Below are 19,442 nucleotides of genomic sequence, written 5' to 3'. Positions count from 1 at the left end.
CGGATCCCTCTTCTCGGACACGGGCGAGCTGCGGACGCAGAAGGCCCTCTGATCACCAGACGCACCAACCCCGGTCGAGGTTCACTCGCCTGGCCGATCCCCTTCGCGGGGGAGGGAGACCGTCGGTGAACCTACCGCACCCCCAGCCGGGCGGTACCGGCAAAAAGAGGCTCCTCCCCGGTAACGGAGAGGAGCCTCTTGGTCAGCGCGGACGCTGGTCAGCCTGTGCGTCGCGGTGGATCGCCGCCCGCCACCGGACCGCCTCCGCTGCCCGGGTTGCCGCCTTCGGTGCCGCCGCCGAAGATGCCGCTCGGCCGGGTCGGGCTGGTCGTCGAGGACGACGGATGCGACGAACTGGTCGGCGGGGCCGACGACGAGGACTGGGTGGACGGCGGCGGAGCCTGCTCGCTGGTCGTTTCGCGCGGCGGCGGGGCCGCCTTGCTCGACGTGACGACCTCGTCCGCGTCCTTGCCGATCGGATCGACCTTGTCGAACTTCTCGCCCGGCTTGTCCTTCAGGTAGTTCGTCATGAAGTCCTGCCAGGTCGGGCCCGCGATCGTCTTGCCGTAGATCGGCTTGTTGTTCTTGTCGTGCAGCGGCTTCGTGCCGTCGCCGCCGATCCACGAGGCGACCGAGACCGAAGGCGTGTAGCCGACCATCCAGGTCTGCGAGTTCCGATCGGAATAGGACTTCGGATCGTCGTCGCGCATCGTGTACTGCTGGGTACCGGTCTTGCCCGCGCAGTCGTGGCCGCTCGGGCATTTCAGGTGCGATTCGGCGATGACCGGGATGAGCGCGTCGGTGACGTTGCCTGCGATCTGCTTGCTCTTGTCCGCGTTGTCGTCGAACGCGGGTTTGCCCTGGCCGTTGGTGTCGTCGAAGACGACCTCGTCCTGGGAGTTGGTCAGCTTCGCGACGAAGTGCTGGTCACGGCGCACGCCACCGGAGGCGAACGACGAGTAGCTGGCGGCCATGTCCTCCGGGGTGACCGAGGTGGCACCACCGCCGAGGGCGATGTTCGCGTCCTCCGTGCCGAGCTTGCCCTTGCCCTTCGGGGCGGGCTGCACGCCGGCCTCCTTGGCGGCTTCGGCGACCCGGGCGGGTTTCACGTCGTTCAGCACCATGTCGTAGAACACGGTGTTCGCCGAGACCTCCATGGCCTTCTTGACCGTGCACACCGGACCGCAGCTGGCGCTTTCGCCCGCGTTCCGGACCACGCGGCCGCCGAGTTGCCGGTTGTTGGTGCCGTCGAAGGTTTCACCGAGGCCCCTGCCCATTTTGAGCCAGGCGGTGAGGTCGAAGGGCTTCATGGACGAGCCCGGGTTCTGCGGCACGTTCGCCCAGTCCGTGGCGAGCACGTCCTTGCCCGCGTCGTTCTTCACCGTGGTCGGCCCGCCGTAATAGGCGAGCACGCCCCCGGTTCTCGGGTCGACGGCGACCAGCGCTCCTCTGAGGTTCTCGTCGGTCTGGCCCTCCATGTTGTCCTGGACGGACTGCACCGCGAGCTTCTGCGCGTTCGGGTCGATCGTGGTGTAGATCTTCGCGCCGGTGGAGTACAGCTTGTCCTCGTCGTAGCCCTTGGCCGCCAGCTCCTGCATGATGCGCTGCTGGATGTGGAAGTCCAGCGTGCCGGCGTCTTCCTTCTGCTGCGAGTCGCGCGGGATCAGCGTGGGGAACTGCGCGGCCTTGCGGTCGGCGGGAGAGAGCCAGTGGTTGGCCACCATCTGGTCCATCACGTAGTTCCACCGCTTCTGCATGTACGCGGTGTCGCGGTCTTTGCCCGGGCCCTGGATCATCCCGGCGAGCAGGGCCGCCTCGGAGGCGTTGAGCTGCTTGACGTCCTTGCCGAAGTACGCCTTCGACGCGGCGGCGACGCCGTTCGCGCGGCGGCCGAAGAAGACGATGTTCAGGTACCCGGTGATGATGTCCGATTTGGACGTCTCGTTGTTCAGCTTGAACGACTTCGCCAGCTCGGTCCACTTACGGGTCAGCGTGGCCTCGTCGTTTTTGGTCGCCTGCTTGATGTACTGCTGCGAGATGGTCGAACCACCGCCGGTGCCGCCGGTCGCCTGGTTGAAGACCGATCGCAGGATCGCCATCACGTTGAAGCCGGAGTTGGTCTCGAACGTCGCGTCCTCGGCCGAGTACACGGCGTGCTTGACGACCTCGGGCACCTGGTTGGGCTGCAGCAGTTCGCGGTTGCCGCCTTGCGGGACCGAGCGGCCCATCACCGATTTGTCGCCGTAATAGAAGGTGATCGGCTGGCTCTGCTGCGCGAGCACGTCCTGCGGCGAGGGCACGTCGACGGTGAAGTAGGTGATCACGAACGCGATCGCGGGCACCACGACGAACAGGCCGAACATCGCGTACAGCACGCGCCGGACGATTTTCCAGCGACGCTTGCGGCGCTGCTTCGGCGTGAGGTCGGCCTTGCTCTTCTTCTTGCCGTCCTCTTCGCCTTCCGGGTCGTCCTCGAAGTCCGCGTCGTCCGAGTACTGGGCGAGGCGGGTTTCCTCGTCGTACGGGTCGTAGCGGTCGTCGTCGTACCGGTCGTCGTAGGGCGCGTAGCCGTTGTGCGCGGCGTGCGTGATCAGGTCCGGTTCGCGCTCGGCCTCCCCATACGACGGCGGGGGCGGCGGCGGGACCGGACGGCGCTGCGGCGGCCGTCCGCTGGGCGGCGGCTGCCGGAAGCCCTGGGTGGCGTTCCCGTTAGGACCTCCGGGGCCGCCTGCCGGGCGTCCGGCTGGCGGCTGACGACGCGGCGGCGCGCCCTGTCCGTCGAGGATCTGCGACGCGCGAGTGGCCGAACCGCGGTCCTGCGGTCCGAGATTCTGCGGCGGACGGCCTTGCGGGGCACGGCCCTGCGGCGGACGCTGCGGACGGCGCGGCTCGTCGGCGGGCCACTGTGGACCGCCTTCGTCGCCGCTCGGCCACTCCGGACTCGCTTCGGCGCGCGGGGCACGCGGCGGGCGCGGGCCTCCGGCGGGCGGGCGGCGGGGCGGCGCGGGGCGCCGGGGGCCGTCATCGGCTGGCCAGGCGGGACCGGGGTCCTCCTGGGGCCGGCGGGCACGGCGAGGTGCATCTGGCTCCTGGCTCGGCCAGGAGCGGTTGCGGTCGTCGTTCACGAAGGGGCCTCCGAAAGCGGCACTGTCTGCGCTGCTCGTGCCGTTGTCCGGGACGGACGGCGGCGCGCCGCCCTGCGTTCTGCAGCGGTTGTGGTACTCGTCACTGGCCGGCGGTCCTTCGCGGCCGGGTCGGCTGGGGCTCTCCCGTGCCGAGGACATAGGACAGGACCAGATGGTTCCAATGACACGTCCGGCACACCTCTACGTCGTAGACGGTGAACTCGCCGAAAAGCCCGGCCATCCGGGTCAGTTCGGCGGGGGTGCGTGCCGATCCCGAGACGTGCTTGAGTTCGTCGCCGTACACCCAGGACACCAGGTGCAGCGGCGCCCGGCGGCACATCGGACAGGCCCGGTCCTCGGGTCTGCCGTGGAATTTCGCCGCGCGGAGCAGGTACGGGCTGGCGTCGCAGACCTCGTGGTCTCCGACGCGTCCGGAGCGGACGCCGGCCAGCAGCGCACGGCGCTGCAAGGCGTAATCCACAACCTGCCGCTGGTTTCGCACGAGAACAGAGTACGGGCTCTTTCTGTGTCCGCGGTGCCCCCTGCTTTCCCGCACCCTTCGCGACCGTTCGGACACGCCGAAAGCTGGATAACGCTCTGATCACGGATCGCCGGGCCGGTGCTGGTCGCGGGTTACTTCCGCCACTTCGATGTATCGGCGCGATATACTCGGCGAGTAGGTTGGCTGAGCCGGTTCCGTGTGGTCAACGGCATCGGCCGCGGCGTATTCCCGAGATGGGGTGTGGTGTGCTCGAACTCGCGATCCTCGGATTGCTGCACGAGGCGCCCATGCACGGGTACGTGCTGCGCAAACGTTTGCACGAGACGCTCGGGATGTTCCGGACGTTCTCGTACGGCTCGCTGTATCCGACCTTGCGCCGGCTGCTGCGGGCCGGTTACCTCGTCGAGGAGTTCGACGAGGCGGACGACCGGGCCTGGTCCCGGCGCGGCCGCCGCGTCTACAAGCTCACCGCCGAGGGCAAGGAACGCTTCGCCGAACTGCTCGGCGACGCGGGACCGCAGACGTGGGACGACGAGGGATTCGGCGTCCACCTGGCGTTCTTCTCGCGGACACCGGCCGACGTCAGGATGCGGATCCTGGAAGGACGGCGCCGCCGCGTCGAGGAGCGGCGCGAAGGATTGCGGGACGCGCTGGCCAGGGCCGAGGAGAAGATCGACCGCTATACCCGCGAGCTGCACCGGCTGGGGCTGGAGTCGAGCGAGCGGGAGGTGCGCTGGCTCAACGAGCTGATCGCGCACGAACAAGCCGAGCAGCGCGGCCCGGAGCAGCCGGGACCGAGCTGAGCGGCGGCCGCAACGGGGCGGCAGACCTGCAGATGCAAGTGAATGAGATTGAAGGAGAAACCGGCATGGGCGAGAACCGCCGCGTTCGGGTGGCCATCGTGGGCGTCGGCAACTGCGCCTCGTCGCTGGTCCAGGGTGTGCAGTACTACCGCGACGCGGATCCCGGTGCGCGCGTCCCCGGTTTGATGCACGTCCAGTTCGGCGACTACCACGTGCGCGACATCGAGTTCGTCGCCGCGTTCGACGTCGACGCGAAGAAGGTCGGCCGGGACCTCTCGGAGGCGATCTCCGCCAGCGAGAACAACACGATCAAGATCGCCGACGTGCCGCCGCTCGGCGTCACCGTCCAGCGCGGGCACACCTTCGACGGCCTCGGCCGGTTCTACCGCGAGACCATCGAAGAGTCCGACGAGGCTCCGGTCGACGTGGTCGCCGCGCTGCGTGACGCACAGGTGGACGTGCTCGTCTCCTACCTTCCCGTCGGGTCCGAAGAGGCCGACAAGTTCTACGCGCAGGCCGCGATCGACGCGAAGGTCGCGTTCGTCAACGCGCTGCCGGTGTTCATCGCCTCCGACCCGGAGTGGGCGAAGAAGTTCGAGGACGCGGGCGTCCCGATCGTCGGCGACGACATCAAGTCCCAGGTCGGCGCCACCATCACGCACCGCGTGCTGGCGAAGCTGTTCGAGGACCGCGGCGTGCAGCTCGACCGCACGATGCAGCTCAACGTGGGCGGGAACATGGACTTCCTGAACATGAAGGAGCTGGAGCGGCTCGAGTCGAAGAAGATCTCGAAGACCCAGTCGGTCACGTCGCAGGTCGACCGCGAGCTCGGCAAGGGCAATGTCCACATCGGACCGTCGGACTACGTGCAGTGGCTCGACGACCGCAAGTGGGCCTACGTCCGGCTCGAGGGCCGTGCGTTCGGCGACGTGCCGCTGAACCTGGAGTACAAGCTCGAGGTGTGGGACTCGCCCAACTCGGCGGGCATCATCATCGACGCGGTGCGCGCGGCGAAGATCGCCAAGGACCGCGGCATCGGCGGCCCGATCCTGTCCGCGTCGTCCTACTTCATGAAGTCGCCGCCGGAGCAGTACGACGACTCGACCGCGCGGGATTCGGTCGACGCGTTCATCCGCGGCGACGTGGAGCGCTGACCTCAGCCTGTCCGTCCGTGAGGGGAACCCTGAGGGAATCTGATTCCTTCAGGGTTCCCCTCACGGCGTTATAGGTCGGCGGAGACCAGCGCGGTTTTCGCCATCTGACCGGCCAGGACGTCGGGCATCCGCTTCCCGAATCGGACGGCGAGGTCGGCCACGCGGTCCACTCGGACGACCCAGCCCTGCTCCGCGAGCCATCCGGCCGGGTCCCGGCGCGGCTCGGTGGAGAAGACGTCCTTCACGGCCAAGCCCATCTGCTCGCCCGCCTCGGACGTCTGGAAGGTGCCGGACAGTTCGGTGAGGTCGCCGATCGGAATGTGCTCGGCCCCGATCCGGCTGCCCGCCGCGCACCGGGCGTGCACGAGGTCGAACAGCAGCTCCTCGGCCCGCGCGGCCAGATACGGCAGCAGCCCCTCGGCGATCCACACGGACGGCCGGGACGGGTCGAACCCGGCGGTTTCCAGTGCGGCGGGCCAGTTTTCGCGCAGGTCCGCGCCAACCGGATGCCGTCGGCACTGCGGAGTCGCGCCGAGCCGCGTGAGCACGTCCTGTTTGAACGCGAGCACGCGCGGCTGGTCGACCTCGTAGACGTCGCGGCCGGACAGGTCCAGCCGGAAGGCGCGGGCGTCGAGCCCGGCGGCGAGGACCACGACCTGTGGCGCGTCGGTGCCGGTGATCAGGTCGTCGAAGAATCGCGCGCGCAACTGGACGTAGTCGGCGATCCCCATCCAGAGCGCGTCGTCGACCGGTTCGGTCGGCAGCGGCTGCGGCGGGTGCGCGGCGCGGACGAATTCAGCCGCGTATGGATCTCTGACCAGTGGTTCCGGCGACGCGCTCGCGATCGCCCGGCCCGCGGTCACGCCGAGCGCGGTGCGCCCGATGCTGCTGACGATGTCCCAGTCCCCTTGCGGCACAGCCATTTCCGCCCCTCTCGCTGATCAAGGCTCAGAATGGCGCCACGCTAGCGGCTCTGCTGTGAGCTGTGTCACTCCCTGAGTGCGGTAGGCAGTGCGGCGAGGTTCGGCAGCACCGTGGCCTCCTGCAAGGCGGCCGGGTCCGGCGGGAAGTGCGGGTTCGGCACCGCGTACACCGCCATGTTCGCCGCCAACGCCGCCCGCAGCCCGTTGGTCGAGTCCTCCACCGCGGCGCAGCGAGAGGCGTCGACGTTCAGCAGCATCGCCGCTCGCAGGTAGACGTCCGGGGCCGGCTTGCCCGCGGCCACTTCCTCGCTCGACACCGCGACCGGGACCAGGGACGTCAGGTCGCAGGCGGTCAGGAACGCGTGGATCAGCACCGGCGGCGACGAACTGGCGATCGCGACCGGCCAGTGCCGGGAGATCTCGCGCACGACCTGGTCCGCGCCGTCGATCACCGGCGGGCGGTCGGCGTAGCGGGCGGCCATCTCGTCGATCACCGTGCTGGCGATCTCGTCCGGGGTGAGCCGGGCACCCAGGGTTTCCACCAGGTAGTGCGCCCATTCCGGCGTGCTCATCCCCTGTTGCGCGCGGGTCGCCTCGGGGCGCCAGGTCCCGCCGTGCTCGGCGACTACCGCGCGGCGCACCTCGTCCCACGTGCGCTCGGAGTCCACCAGTACGCCGTCGAGGTCGAAGATCACCGCATCCACCGGTCCAGCCTAGGGGGACTTGTCCGGGTTACCTTGTGAGCCGAATTACTTCGCCACCCTAACTAATTTTTGTTAGCCTAGCTAAGTGACTTCCTCGATGGGCGATCTGGCGCGGCGGCTGCGGCCGGTGGTGTTCCGGCTGTACTACCTGGTGCGCCGCGAATCCGCGCAGCTGCTCACGCTGACCCAGGGGTCGGTGCTGTCGGAGCTGGTCGGCCGGGGCCCCAGCCGGATGAGCAGGCTCGCCCGCCTCGAACGCGTGCGGATGCCGTCGATGACCGACGTCGTCGGCAGGCTCGAACGGCTCGGCATGGTGACGCGCCGCCCCGACCCGGACGACGGGCGCGCCGTGCTCGTGGAGGCCACGCCGGAAGGCGAACGGTTCTACGCCGAGATGATCGCCGGCCGGGAGGCGGAGCTGCGGGCGCGGCTCGACCGCCTCGAACCGGCCGAGCGCGCCGCCATCGACGCCGCGCTTCCCGCTCTCACCAAGCTGATCGCCGATTTCCACCGCGACGACCCGAACTCCCCCGAAGCTCCCGAACTCCCGAAGGAGGAACTGATCCGCAATGAGCGCTGAGCACCACTCAAGCCTGCTGGACGCGGTCAAAGGCCAGCCGAAACAGGTGTGGATCACCGCGTTCGCCGCGGTCATCGCGTTCATGGGCATCGGGCTCGTCGACCCGATCCTGCTGTCCATCGCGAAGGGCCTGAACGCTTCTCCGTCCCAGGTCACGCTGCTGTTCACGTCGTATCTCGGCGTGCAGGTGATCGCGATGCTCTTCACCGGCGCGATGTCCGCCCGGTTCGGCGCCAAGCGCACCGTGCTCGTCGGGCTGACGCTGATCGTCGCCGCGACCGCGCTGTGCGCCGCGGCCGGTTCGATCGAGCAGCTCGTCGGCCTGCGTGCGGTGTGGGGGCTCGGCAACGCCTTCTTCATCGCCACCGCGTTGTCGGTGATCGTCGGCGCGGCGACCGGCGGGCAATCCGGCGCGATCCTGCTTTACGAGGCCGCGCTCGGCGTTGGGCTCGCCGTGGGTCCGCTGCTCGGCGCGCTGCTGGGCACGATCTCGTGGCGCGGTCCGTTCCTTGGCACTGCGGTGCTGATGGTCGCCGGGCTGGTGCTGTGCTCGATCTTCCTGAAGAGCGACTCGCACGAGAAGCGGGAGCCGATCAAGCTGCTTGACCCGATCCGCGCGCTCAAGCACCCCGGCCTGCTGCGTACGTCGATCGCCTCGGCGCTCTACACCGCCGCGTTCTTCGCGGTGCTCGCCTGGTCCCCGTTCGTGCTCGGCTGGAACGCGATCGCGGTCGGCCTGATCTTCTGCGGCTGGGGCCTGTGCGTGGCGGTCGCGGGCGTGGTGCTCGCCCCGAAAATGGCCGCCCGCTTCGGCGAACGGCACGCGGCGGCGCTGGCGGTGGCCGGCTACACCGTGCTGATGCTGGTGCTCGCCATCCCGAGCAAGCCGGTGGTGGTCGTCGGGATCATTGTGTCCGGGCTGGTTTCCGGGCTGCTGAACACGCTGTTCACCGGAACCGCGATGTCGATCAGCGACGCGCCGCGGCCGGTCGCGAGCGCCGGGTACAACTTCTGCCGCTGGTTCGGCGGCGCGGTCGCGGCCACGCTCGTCGGGCACATCGCCGAGTGGATGGGCTGGGAGCAGGGCCCGTTCGTCGTCGCCGCGGTGCTGTGCGTGATCGCCGCCGTTCTCCTGTCGCAGCGGGAGAAGAAGGCCGACTCTCGCGTGCTGCCGAAGGAGGCCGCACTCGTCGGCGACGAGGAGTTCTGACCCTTTCGCCACGCTTGGCGATCGCCCCCGGACTGTCTGTTCGGGGGCGATCGTCGTCTTTCCGCGAATACATCCGCCGTTAACCTTTTGGTCCGGTTCAGGGGGTTTTCGCCGCATACGGTCGCCGGGTTCCCACCGAGAAGCGACCCTGGAGGCCCCGTGTCCCTGGAGCCCGGACGACTGCTGCCCTTGTTCACCGCGCATTCCGGCGGCCGGTCACCGATCACCTGCGAATACCGCTGCGGCAACGCGTGCGCGCACGAGGCCCCGAACCCGACCGGCAACGAGTACTTCGGCGACATCGCCAAGGGCGTCTCGCGGCGCGGAGTGTTCAAGGCCGGTGCGGTGATGGCCGCGGCCGCGGGCGGGTTCGCCGCGCTGTCCGGCACCGCCGCGGCGACCCCGAGCCAGGCCCAGGCCCCGGCTCCGGCTCCGCTGGCGAAGGGGCGCACGGTGCCCGGCACGGACTTCACGCCGGTGCCGCCGAACAAACTCGACGCCGTCAGCATCCCGGACGGGTACGCCCAGCACGTGGTGATCCGCTGGGGCGACCCGGTGGTCCCCGGCGCGCCGAAGTTCGATTTCCGCAAGCAGACCGCGGCCGCGCAGGCCAAGCAGTTCGGCTACAACAACGACTTCGTCGGCCTGATCCCGCAGGATCCGCTCGGCCTGCGCAATCTGCTGGTGGTCAACCACGAGTACACCACCGAGGTGCACCTCTTCCCGGCCGATCAGTACGACCCGGCCAATCCCACCGAGGAGCAGGTGAAGATCGCCTGGGCGGCACACGGATTGTCGGTGCTGCAGACGCTGCGCGACCCGATCGGCGGCGCGCTGCGCACCGTCCCGAGCCCGCTGAACCGGCGGATCACGCTCGACACGATCTTCGAGGTGCGCGGTCCGGCGGCCGGGTCGAAGTACCTCAAGACGTCGGCCGACCCGTCCGGCAAGCGCGTGCGCGGCACGCAGAACAACTGCTCCGGCGGCGTCACGCCGTGGGGCACCGTGCTGTCCGGCGAGGAGAACTTCCACCAGTACTTCGCCAACGCGGACAAGGTGACCGACCCGGCGGAGGCCGCGCGGCTCAAGCGGTACGCGATCGGCACCGGCACGAGCACGCGCAAGTGGGAGCGGTTCGACAAGCGCTGGGACGTCCCGCGCGAGCCCAACGAGCCCAACCGGTTCGGCTGGGTCGTCGAAATCGATCCGAACGACCCGAATTCGACGCCGGTGAAGCACACCGCGCTGGGCCGGTTCAAGCACGAGGCGGCGAACGTCAAGATCACCGCCGACGGACGGGTCGCGGTGTACTCCGGCGACGACGAGCGGTTCGAGTACATCTACAAATTCGTGTCGAAGGGTAAGTACAAGAAGGGGCATTCCGCGCTCGCCAGGCGGCACAACTCGGCGCTGCTGGACGACGGAACCCTCTACGCCGCCAAGTTCTCCGGCGACAGCCCGGGCGAGATCGACGGCTCCGGCAAGCTGCCCGCGGACGGCGAATTCGACGGCACCGGCGAGTGGATTCCCCTTGCCAGCGGGAACAAGTCCTTTGTGGACGGATTCACCGCGGAAGAGGTCTACGTCTTCACCCGCCAGGCCGCCGACCGCGCCGGGGCGACCAAAATGGACCGTCCGGAGGACATCGAGCCGAACCCGGTCAACGGCCGGATCTACGCCGCGCTCACCAACAACTCCGACCGCGGCGCGGCGGGCAAGGCCGCTCCGGACGAGGCGAACCCGCGCACCCGCAACAAAAACGGGCACGTCCTCGAATGGGACGAGGAACGCGGCGACAGCGCCGCGACCAGGTTCTCCTGGCGGCTGCTGCTCGTCTGCGGCGACCCGGCCACCGCCGACACCTACTTCGGCGGCTTCCCGAAGGACCAGGTCAGCCCGATCTCGTGCCCGGACAACGTGGCCTTCGACCCGCACGGAAACCTGTGGATCTCGACCGACGGCAACACCCTCGGCGCGAACGACGGCCTCTTCTCGGTCCCGGTGTCCGGGCCTGAGCGCGGGCACGTGAAGCAGTTCCTGTCCGTGCCGGTCGGCGCCGAGACGTGCGGTCCGGTCGTCACCGAAAACCTCGTGCTCGTCGCGGTGCAGCACCCGGGCGAGGACGCGGCCAGCTCGGCGAACCCGACCTCGCACTGGCCGGACGGCGGCGGTTCGCAGCCGCGGCCGGCGATCGTGTCGGTGTGGAAGAAGGGCACCTTCGGATTGCCGGGCCGGATCGGCCACCGGTAACCCAGGTCAGGAACTCAAGCCGGGTGGCCTCACCCTGCCGACCATCCGCAAAGGACGCTAACGTCAACGAAATGCCCGAATAATGACGGTATGACCGTTTTTTAAGTCTGTGAGGGACTCCTTGAGGGAATCTGATTCCCTCAAGGAGTCCCACACAGCCGACGCACCCCGGGCGGCCACGCCTCAACCGCACCCTTAAACCCCTGGCATCGGCCGCAAGTAACACTTTGGGGTGTTTCTCACCGCCACATCGCCTTCCTGGGTCTAGCTTCACCGCGTGAGGCGGGCAAGGAAAGTCGCGATCGGACGTACGGCGGGCGCGGCGGCGGGCACTGCGATGCTGGTCGGCGCGCTCGCCGTCGTCACCCCCGGGTCGGCTCCCGCCGCGGGTGCCCCGGATTGCGGCGGCATCGCGGCCAATCCGAGCGTGGAGGACGCCGGTTCGCCCGGCGGAGCGCCGCGCGGGTACCTGTTCAGCCCGGCCGCGCCGGTTCCGCGCAGCACCCCGCCGGACCGGGTGCCGAAGCTGGTCACCAGCACCGCACACGCGGTCGACGGGCACGTCAACGCCCAGATCCAGACGCCGGACGGCCGGATCAGCTCGGCCAGCCAGCAGGTGAAAGCGGTGCCCGGCGGGCAATACTCGCTGTCGGTGTGGGCGGGTACCACACCGTCCGGCCTCGGGTCGCACGCGAGCGCGACGACCGGGCTGCGCTTCGCCGACCGCACCGGCCGGGTGCTGGTGGAGAAACCGCTCGCGGTGACGCACGAGGTCGCGTCCGACGGCAAGCTCGCGCGGCAGGAGGTGCCGCCGGTCACCGCGCCGGACGACACCGCGGCAGTCTCGTTTTTCGCCAGCACCAACCACAACTGGGTGCTGTGGGACTGCGTGCACGTGGCTCTCGCCGCGTTCACGGTGAAGATGGAGGTGCGGAATCCGGCGGACGGAAAGTGGGGCCCGTCGGCTGCCATCCCGGCCGGCGATGCCGCGCACTTCCGCATCTCCGTCTCCAACACCGGTTCGCAGCCGCTCACCGGCCTGCTCGTGAAGGACCCGTGGTGCGCCGGCCTTCCCGGCGCGTTCGACCTGGCCGCCAGCGCGTCGAAGGAACTCGCCTGCATCCACCCGAACCTCACCGAGGACGACAACGGGCACGTCAACACCGCGAAGGTCACCGGCACCGGGCCGGGCGGGCCGCTTCCCGAGCAGAAGGCGTCCGCGACCGTCACCGTCACGCCGCAGCCCGCGGTCGGCAAGATCGGCGACCGCGCGTGGAAAGACGTCAACCGCGACGGCATCCAGGGCGACGACGAACCCGGCTTCCCGGAGCTGCCGGTGACGCTCAAGGACGGAGCGGGCGGCACGGTCGCCACCACGCGTACGAACGCCGACGGCAGTTACCAGTTCGACCAGCGCAAGGACGGCACGTACCAGGTGTGCTTCGACGTGTCGAAGCTGCCGGACGGGCTCACCGTCACTCAGCGCGGCGCGGGCGCGCCGGGCCTGGACTCGGCCGTCGACCCGGCGACCGGCTGCACCTCCCCGTTCACCCTCGGCGGCAAGGACCGCGAGCGGATGGACCTGGACATCGGCCTCGCCCCGCCGGCGCCGTCCGTGCCGCCGACCCCGACCGTCCCGGCCGTCTGAGGTCCTTCACGGACCTTTGCGGCGACCACTGAGCGTCACCTCCAGGCGGATGCGAGACTGTGGCTGCACACCACGTCTCGGGGAGGTCTGGACCAATCATGACCGCGGCCGCTGGCGCTTCGCTGGACGACCCGCCCTCGTGGTACCGCCGCCCGATGGCCTGGACGTGGGCCGCCACCGGGGCGGTCCTCGTGCTGTACACGGTGCTCGCCTGGCAGCGCCGGTGGATGAGCGACGACGGGCTGCTCGTGCTGCGCACCGTCCGGCAGATCCTCGCCGGGAACGGGCCGGTGTTCAACGTCGGCGAGCGGGTCGAGGCGAGCACGAGTCCGTTGTGGACCTGGTTGCTCGCCGGAGTCGGCACGATTCCCGGGCCGCCGCTGGAATGGATCGCGGTGATCGTCGGCCTGCTGTGCGCGGTCGGCGGCCTCTTCTTCGGTCTCGACGGCGCGCGCCGGCTGTATGCCGGACCGGTGGCACCCGCTGGCGCGCTGATCGTGTGCGCGCTGCCGCCGTTCCGGGATTTCGCGACGTCCGGGCTGGAAACCGGCCTGGTGCTGCTGTGGATCGGGCTGAGCTGGTGGCTGCTGGTGCGCGGCAAGGCACCGGTCGCCACCGCGGTCGTGCTCGGGCTCGGGCCGCTCGTGCGGCCGGATCTGGCGTTGTTCAGCGTGGTCGGCTTCGTCGCGCTCGTGCTGCTGCGGCGGCCGCGATGGCGTGCCGGACTTGGCTGGTTCGGCGCGGGGATCGCGATTCCGGTGGCCTATCAGGTGTTCCGGATGGGTTACTACGGTCTGCTCACGCCGAACACCGCGCTCGCCAAGGAGGCGGCGAACGCCGACTGGCCGCGCGGGTTCGCGTACCTGGCTGACCTGTTCAGTCCGTACGTGCTGTGGATTCCGTTGCTGCTGCTCGTAATTGTCGTGGTCCTGGAGCGCCGGTCGCGGATTCTGCTGCTGACTTCGTTGGTGGGCGCGGTTTTGCTCGCGCTGTACGTCGTGCGCGTCGGCGGTGATTTCATGCACGGGCGGATGTTGCTGCCCGCGTTGTTCGTGCTGTTGCTTCCGATCATGGCGATCCCGTTGACGCAGCGGACGATCGCGTTCGCCGCCGGGACCGCGGCGTGGGCGGTGGTCGCGGGTGGCTGGCTGCGGGTGCCGTACGAGAACACGCATGAAGCAGTGAGTGTCACCGATGAGCGCAGTTACTGGGCGTGGGCGACTGGGCATGAGCATCCGGTGCTGGCGACGGACTATCTCGGGCAGGACGTCATCCGCCGTGCTGTTGATGCGGTGCAGGGAACTGATCAGCCGGCGGTGCTCGTCTATAGCTACGGCGACGTGAAGCAGTGGTTCCGCTTTCCGACTGAGCGGCCGTACGTGACTATGGCGGCGGACAGTATGGGCGCGATCAGCAACATTGTGTCGCTTGACGTGCGGATTCATGACGGTTACGGGCTGGCGAGTGACCTCGCCGCGCATTCGTCGTCGATCCCCAACGGGCGGCCTGGGCATTCGAAGTGGCTGGTCGCGGCTTGGGAGATCGCTGAGGCTGGACGGGGCGATTACGCCATTGACGGGCAGATCCGGATGTTCCAGCCCGCGGAGATCGACGCTGCTCGCCGGGCGGTGGGGTGCCCGGACGTGCGGGAGGTGCTTGCGTCGACTCGCGCGCCGCTCACCTGGGGTCGGTTTGTCGACAATTTCACCGGGGCGGTGGGGCGGACGGAGATTCGTTATCCGCGGGACCCGTCAGCCGCGGCTCGATGTGGGGCGTGACTCCCTCGGCTGGCAGATAAGCCGCGGACGCATACCGTGGTTGGTATGACCGATCTTCCGCTTGCTTTGATCACCGGTGCCTCTCGGGGCATTGGTGCGGCTATCGCGCATCAGCTTTCCCCTACGCATCGGCTGCTGCTTGGTGGCCGTGACACCGACGCTCTCGCGAAGGTGGCTGATGAGTTGCCCGGTGCTTCGCCGTGGGCGGTTGATCTGACTGATGCTGCTTCTCTTGAGGCCGCGGTGAGCGAGATCGATTCTCTGGATGTGCTGGTGCACTCCGCGGGGGTGGGCAAGATCGGCACGGTTGCGGAGTCGCCGTCGTCCGTTTGGCGGACGAATCTTGAGGTGAACGTGATCGCGGTGGCTGAGTTGACCCGGTTGCTGCTGCCTGCGTTGCGGGCTGCGCGGGGGCATGTGGTGGTGATCAACTCTGGGGCTGGGTATACCGCTCGGCCTGGGTGGGGGCCTTATGCGGCCAGTAAGTTCGCTGCTCGGGCGTTTGCGGATTCACTCCGTGCCGAGGAGCCGGATTTGCGCGTGACGTCTGTTTTTCCTGGGCGGACTGATACCGATATGCAGCGGGAGGCTCGGGCTCAGGAGGGTGGGTCGTATGAGGCCGGGAAGTATTTGCGGCCGGATTCGGTGGCTACGGCTGTGGTGACCGCTGTTACTGCTACTCCGGAGGCGCATTTCACTGAGGTGGTAGTTCGGCCTCGGTGACGGTTTTGCTGTCCGTGAGGGGAACCCTGAGGGAATCAGAGTCCCGCAGGGTTCCCCTCACGGACGGTGTTAGGCGCGTAGGCGGGCCGCGGTGTCGGCGACTGTCGCCTGGATTTCGCGGCGGTCGACTCGGGTCGGTTCGGCGTCGGCGACTACCTGTTCGCCGGCGACCCATACATCCCGCACTCGGCGTGAACCGGCTGCCCACACCAGGTTCGCCAGCAGTTGCTCGTCCGGTACGTCCAGGCCCGCCGCGAAAGCTGGGTCGTCTAGGTCGACGTGCACCAGGTCGGCCCAGCGGCCTGGTTCCAGTACGCCTAGGTCGTGGCGGCCGAGGGCCTCGGCTCCGCCTCGGGTGGCCATCAGGAACACGTCCTTGGCGGTCACCACGGTGGAGTCGTCGTTGGCCAGGCGGGCCAGCATCGCGGTGAGCTGCAGTTCTTCCCACAGGTCGATGTCGTCGTTCGACGCGGGGCCGTCGGTGCCAAGGCCGATCGCGACGCCTGCCGCGCGCAGGTCCTTGATCCGGGCGATGCCGGAAGCCAGCTTCGCGTTCGAGCCAGGGCAGTGCGCCATTCCGACGCCGCGCGCGGCGAAGATCGCGATGTCCTCGTCCGACAGGTGGACCGCGTGCGCGGCGAGCGTGCGGCCGTTGAACATGCCCAGCGAGTCCAGCAGGCGAGGCACCGAGCCGTACTCCTTGCGCTGCTCAAGATCCTCCGCGGCGGCCTCGGCGATGTGGATCTGCACCAGCGCACCCCGCGCGGCAGCGGATTCCGCGGTGGCGCGCAGGCCGTCCGGGTTCAGCATGTACGCCGAGTGCGGGCCGTAGCCCAGCTCGATGCGTTCGCCGGGGCCGAAGCGCAGGCCGTCGGCGTCGATCCAGCGGTCGATCGAGGCCAGGGTCGCGCGCCAGTCCATCCCGGGCAGCTCGATCACCGGCGGCGCGACGAGGACGCGGCCGCCGGTGGTGAGGACCGCGTCCACGAGCTGTTCGCCCTCGAAATACATTTCCGCGCTGGTCGTCACGCCGTGCCGGAGCATTTCGACCGAGCCGAGCAGCATCCCGGTACGGACATCAGTCGGCTTCAGCTTCGCCTCGGTCGGCCAGATGATCTCGCGCAGCCAGCGCAGCAGCGGCAGGTCGCCGCCCATTCCGCGCAGCAGCGTCATCGGGCTGTGTGCGTGTGCGTTCACCAAGCCGGGCAACAGGATTCCGGTCAGCCGGGTCACCTCGCCGGTGAACTCCGGTGCGCTCGAAGCCGGTCCGGTATGCGTAATCCGGCCTTCGTCGTCAACGTCCACGACGGCGTCGCGGAGCAGCGAACAGGACGGGTCGGCGGGGAGAACGACGGGGGCATGGAATCGACGCGACATAACGAGATAGTACGGGCGTGCCAGTAGCGGTTAATCCACTACGCCGCTACGCCAGGCCCAAGCTGCGATTTCCACTCGGTTACGCGCGCCGACTTTGCCCTGTACCGAAGCCAAATGCGTCTTGACCGTCGAGAGCGACAGGAACAGTTCCGCGCCGATTTCGGTGTTGGTGAGTCCTCGCGCGGCGGCCTTCACCACGTCCAGCTCGCGCGCGGTCAGCGGTTCCGACGGGGCCGGGGCCTCGCGCTTCACCGTGGTGCCGCCGTCGAAATGCTTCAGCAGCCGCACGGTGATCTGCGGCGACACCAGCGCGTCGCCGCGTTCGGCCGCGCGCACCGCCTCGATCAGCAGGGCGGGCCCGGCGTCCTTGAGCAGGAAGCCGCTCGCCCCGTTGCGCAGCGCGGTGTGCACGTATTCGTCGAGGTCGAAGGTGGTCACCACGACGACCTTCAGCGGGTCGGCGACGTCCGGGCCGGCCAGCTGGCGGGTGACCTCCAGCCCGTCGAGCCCCGGCATGCGGATGTCCAGCAGGCACACGTCCGGGCGCAGTTCGCGCGCCTTGGCGACCGCGGAGACCCCGTCCGGAACGTCCGCGACCACCTCGATGTCGTCTTGAGCGTCCAGGATCATGCGGAATCCCATCCGCACCATTTCCTGGTCGTCCGCGATCAGTACCCGGATCACCCGTCTGTCTCCCCGTTCGCCTCGAGCGGCAGCCACGCTTCGACCCGCCAGCCGCCGTTCGGCTCGCGGCCTGCCGAAAGCCTGCCGTGCAGCAGCGCGACGCGTTCGCGCATGCCGACCAGACCGTATCCGCCCGACCCGCCGGCCGGACGATGAGTCTGCCCGGTGCCGTTGTCGGTCACCCTCAGGTGCAGTTCGCCGCCGACGACCTCGGCCAGCGCGACCGCCTCGGTGGCGTCCGAGGCGTGCTTGCCGACGTTGGTGAGCGACTCCTGGACCAGCCGCAACGCGGACCGGCCTACCTCGTGCGGCAGGTCCGGCGGGAGGTTCAGCTCCAGTTTCGTCGGCACCCCGTGGTTGCCCGCGTCGACGAGCCTGCGCAGGTCGGCGGCAAGATCGGTGGTCGCCTGCTCGTTGAACTCGCCCGAACCGGCCTGTGCGTCGCCGCGCATGCTGCGGACCAGGCGGCGCATCGCGGCGAGCGCCTCCACCCCGGCGTTCTCGATCCGGCCCATCGCCTCGAACGCGAGTTCCGGGTTCTTCTCCCCCATCATCCGCGCGGCCTGCGCCTGCACCACGATCCCGGTCACGTGGTGCGCGACCACGTCGTGCAGCTCCCTGGCCAGCGCCATCCGTTCCGACGTCTGCGCGTCGGTGACCGCCGACTTCACCACCTGCGCGCGTTCGGAATCGCGGGACCGCAGGTAGAGGCCGATCGCGATGGCGATGCCGAGCAGCAGGACGGCGACGGTCGCGAGCATCCCGAGCGTCATCGGATCAGTCAGCAGCCGTCCGGTGCGGTACTGGCTGAAGTTCAGCACCGACCCGACCGCGACCACGCCGGACAGCACCACGATCCGCGGCCAGGCCCGCGCGAGCGGCACCGCGCGCACCACGTTCACGACCACACCGAAAGCGGCCACGATCTGGGTCGGCGGCATGCCGCCGAGCAGCTGATAGCTGTGGCTGGGATGCAGGAACGGCGTCGCGAGCGCGGACAGCAGGAGGATCCCGGCGACCACCAGGATCGCGTCGCGCGGACGGCGCGGCGACAGCGCGGTCACCGCGGCGGCGCCGATCGAACAGGCCAGCAGCGGGAAACCGCGGCTGCCGCTTTCGTAGGTGTAGCCGAATTCGATCAGCACGCCGATGCTGAGCATGCCGATCAACGGCCACTGGCCGCGCACCAATTCGGTGAACCGGTGCATGTTTCGCAGGCGTTCCACGGCCGCCGGGTCGCGCTCGCGGCGCGGGCGGCCGACCACGCCGGTGACCACGGCCGCGGCGAGGAGCAGGAACCCGAAAAGCAACGACTGCACGATGCTGCTGGCGTAGAGCCTGCTGTCGAATTCACGGCCGAACACCGCGGTGAGCGCGCCCAGGACCAGCGCGCTGATCACCGCGAACGCGACCCCCGGCCGGGCCCGGCGGGCGAGGAAGTAAACCATCTCGATCCCGGCCACGACCTCGGTGATGCTCAGGTTCGCCAGCACGCTGGAGTAGGCCGGGATGTTCAGGTAGCGGATGAAGAACGTGAAGAACATCAGCGCCAGCGCGCCGAACACACCCGCGACCGCCGCGCGTTTGCGGGCGAACAGCGCGCACGCCGCCATCGTGAAAATGCCGGGGAAAAGACCGAGATCGATGAATCGGGGCCCGGCGTTGTCGAGCGCCGCGTCGGTCACGAACACGAGGTCGAACGCCAGCGCGGCGAGCAACACGAGCACGGACATGTCGAGCCTGCGGGCGAGTTCGGTCGCCCGCGCGGCAAGCGTTTTCGACGGCGGGGAGTGCGGCACACCGTGACGGTAGAGGATCCTCGGCCGCGCGCACCTTGGCCAGGTGGTTCGTCGCCATCGGCCGATCGGCCGATGGCCGCCCAGCCGGTACCGGCCGTCTGCCCGAAGCAGACCTTCGCCCGGATCCGCGAAGCTGCCTTCCGTCGCAGTCGAAGACGGATCACGGATACAGGGAGAGAGCT

General features: G+C 69.0%; 15 protein-coding genes. 8 read left to right on the top strand and 7 right to left on the bottom strand.

Translation table 11 applies throughout. The annotated features are described in order from the left end of the window. Nucleotides 1–218: 218 nt before the first annotated feature. Nucleotides 219–3,125: a transglycosylase domain-containing protein gene (locus ACFSVL_RS28545; protein WP_378308646.1), complete on the bottom strand. Its 2,907-nt coding sequence runs from the start codon at nt 3,123–3,125 to the stop codon at nt 219–221. 100 nt (nt 3,126–3,225) lie between these two features. After that, nucleotides 3,226–3,627, bottom strand: coding sequence for a DUF5318 domain-containing protein (locus ACFSVL_RS28540; protein ID WP_378308645.1), 402 nt, complete (start codon nt 3,625–3,627; stop codon nt 3,226–3,228). Nucleotides 3,628–3,872: 245 nt separating this feature from the next. On the opposite strand from ACFSVL_RS28540, the gene ACFSVL_RS28535 reads away from it, so the two are divergent. Continuing rightward, nucleotides 3,873–4,430, top strand: coding sequence for a PadR family transcriptional regulator (locus ACFSVL_RS28535; RefSeq protein ID WP_037716279.1), 558 nt, complete (start codon nt 3,873–3,875; stop codon nt 4,428–4,430). Nucleotides 4,431–4,495: 65 nt separating this feature from the next. Continuing rightward, nucleotides 4,496–5,584 carry an inositol-3-phosphate synthase gene (locus tag ACFSVL_RS28530; protein ID WP_378308644.1) on the top strand — a complete coding sequence of 363 codons (1,089 nt, stop codon included), beginning with the start codon at nt 4,496–4,498 and terminating at the stop codon, nt 5,582–5,584. 68 nt (nt 5,585–5,652) lie between these two features. Here ACFSVL_RS28530 and ACFSVL_RS28525 read toward each other — a convergent pair whose 3' ends face one another. After that, nucleotides 5,653–6,507: an SAM-dependent methyltransferase gene (locus ACFSVL_RS28525; RefSeq protein WP_378308643.1), complete on the bottom strand. Its 855-nt coding sequence runs from the start codon at nt 6,505–6,507 to the stop codon at nt 5,653–5,655. A gap of 65 nt (nt 6,508–6,572) precedes the next feature. Continuing rightward, entirely contained in the window at nt 6,573–7,211 is a 639-nt protein-coding gene (locus tag ACFSVL_RS28520) for an HAD family hydrolase (RefSeq protein ID WP_378308642.1), read from the bottom strand. Nucleotides 7,212–7,296: 85 nt separating this feature from the next. Here ACFSVL_RS28520 and ACFSVL_RS28515 point away from each other — a divergent pair, with 85 nt between their 5' ends. From ACFSVL_RS28515 to ACFSVL_RS28490, 6 genes are all read left to right on the top strand, one after another. Next, nucleotides 7,297–7,791 (top strand): MarR family winged helix-turn-helix transcriptional regulator, encoded by a 495-nt coding sequence (locus tag ACFSVL_RS28515; RefSeq protein ID WP_378308641.1) that lies wholly within the window; start codon nt 7,297–7,299, stop codon nt 7,789–7,791. Beyond that, on the top strand, nt 7,781–9,001 hold the full coding sequence (locus tag ACFSVL_RS28510; RefSeq protein WP_378308640.1) for an MFS transporter: 1,221 nt from the start codon (nt 7,781–7,783) through the stop codon (nt 8,999–9,001). Before ACFSVL_RS28515 ends, ACFSVL_RS28510 begins: the two co-directional genes overlap by 11 nt. Nucleotides 9,002–9,160: 159 nt before the next feature. Beyond that, complete coding sequence (locus ACFSVL_RS28505) at nt 9,161–11,251, top strand: PhoX family protein (RefSeq protein ID WP_378308639.1); 2,091 nt, start codon at nt 9,161–9,163, stop codon at nt 11,249–11,251. 277 nt (nt 11,252–11,528) lie between these two features. Next, a complete protein-coding gene (locus tag ACFSVL_RS28500) occupies nt 11,529–12,899 on the top strand; it encodes a DUF7850 domain-containing protein (protein ID WP_378308638.1) in 1,371 nt (456 codons plus the stop codon). A 98-nt stretch (nt 12,900–12,997) separates the two neighbouring features. Continuing rightward, nucleotides 12,998–14,677 (top strand): hypothetical protein, encoded by a 1,680-nt coding sequence (locus ACFSVL_RS28495; RefSeq protein WP_378308637.1) that lies wholly within the window; start codon nt 12,998–13,000, stop codon nt 14,675–14,677. A gap of 45 nt (nt 14,678–14,722) precedes the next feature. After that, the gene (locus ACFSVL_RS28490) at nt 14,723–15,400 is read left to right on the top strand and encodes an SDR family oxidoreductase (RefSeq protein WP_378308636.1); all 678 of its coding nucleotides are present in this window, start codon (nt 14,723–14,725) and stop codon (nt 15,398–15,400) included. Nucleotides 15,401–15,469: 69 nt separating this feature from the next. On the opposite strand, the gene ACFSVL_RS28485 is transcribed toward ACFSVL_RS28490, so the two are convergent. The 3 genes from ACFSVL_RS28485 to ACFSVL_RS28475 are packed head-to-tail and all read right to left on the bottom strand — an operon-like array spanning nt 15,470 to nt 19,260. Further along, the gene (locus ACFSVL_RS28485; RefSeq protein WP_378308635.1) at nt 15,470–16,777 is read right to left on the bottom strand and encodes an amidohydrolase family protein; all 1,308 of its coding nucleotides are present in this window, start codon (nt 16,775–16,777) and stop codon (nt 15,470–15,472) included. A gap of 30 nt (nt 16,778–16,807) precedes the next feature. Then, nucleotides 16,808–17,461 (bottom strand): response regulator, encoded by a 654-nt coding sequence (locus ACFSVL_RS28480; RefSeq protein ID WP_378308634.1) that lies wholly within the window; start codon nt 17,459–17,461, stop codon nt 16,808–16,810. Beyond that, nucleotides 17,458–19,260: a sensor histidine kinase gene (locus ACFSVL_RS28475; protein WP_378308633.1), complete on the bottom strand. Its 1,803-nt coding sequence runs from the start codon at nt 19,258–19,260 to the stop codon at nt 17,458–17,460. The genes ACFSVL_RS28480 and ACFSVL_RS28475 overlap by 4 nt, the downstream gene beginning before the upstream one ends. Nucleotides 19,261–19,442 lie beyond the last annotated feature (182 nt).

Origin of the sequence: Amycolatopsis silviterrae, from assembly GCF_042684085.1 — a bacterium.
Lineage (GTDB): Bacteria > Actinomycetota > Actinomycetes > Mycobacteriales > Pseudonocardiaceae > Amycolatopsis > Amycolatopsis silviterrae.
Note: the sequence above shows the minus strand (reverse complement) of the source record. Positions and strands in the feature narration are given on the sequence as shown.

Coding starts and splice junctions, on each gene's coding strand:
- ACFSVL_RS28530 (WP_378308644.1), top strand. CDS start 4,496: ATGGGCGAGAACCGCCGCGTTCGGGTGGCCATCGTGGGCGTCGGCAAC.
- ACFSVL_RS28525 (WP_378308643.1), bottom strand. CDS start 6,507: ATGGCTGTGCCGCAAGGGGACTGGGACATCGTCAGCAGCATCGGGCGC.
- ACFSVL_RS28510 (WP_378308640.1), top strand. CDS start 7,781: ATGAGCGCTGAGCACCACTCAAGCCTGCTGGACGCGGTCAAAGGCCAG.
- ACFSVL_RS28495 (WP_378308637.1), top strand. CDS start 12,998: ATGACCGCGGCCGCTGGCGCTTCGCTGGACGACCCGCCCTCGTGGTAC.
- ACFSVL_RS28490 (WP_378308636.1), top strand. CDS start 14,723: ATGACCGATCTTCCGCTTGCTTTGATCACCGGTGCCTCTCGGGGCATT.
- ACFSVL_RS28485 (WP_378308635.1), bottom strand. CDS start 16,777: ATGTCGCGTCGATTCCATGCCCCCGTCGTTCTCCCCGCCGACCCGTCC.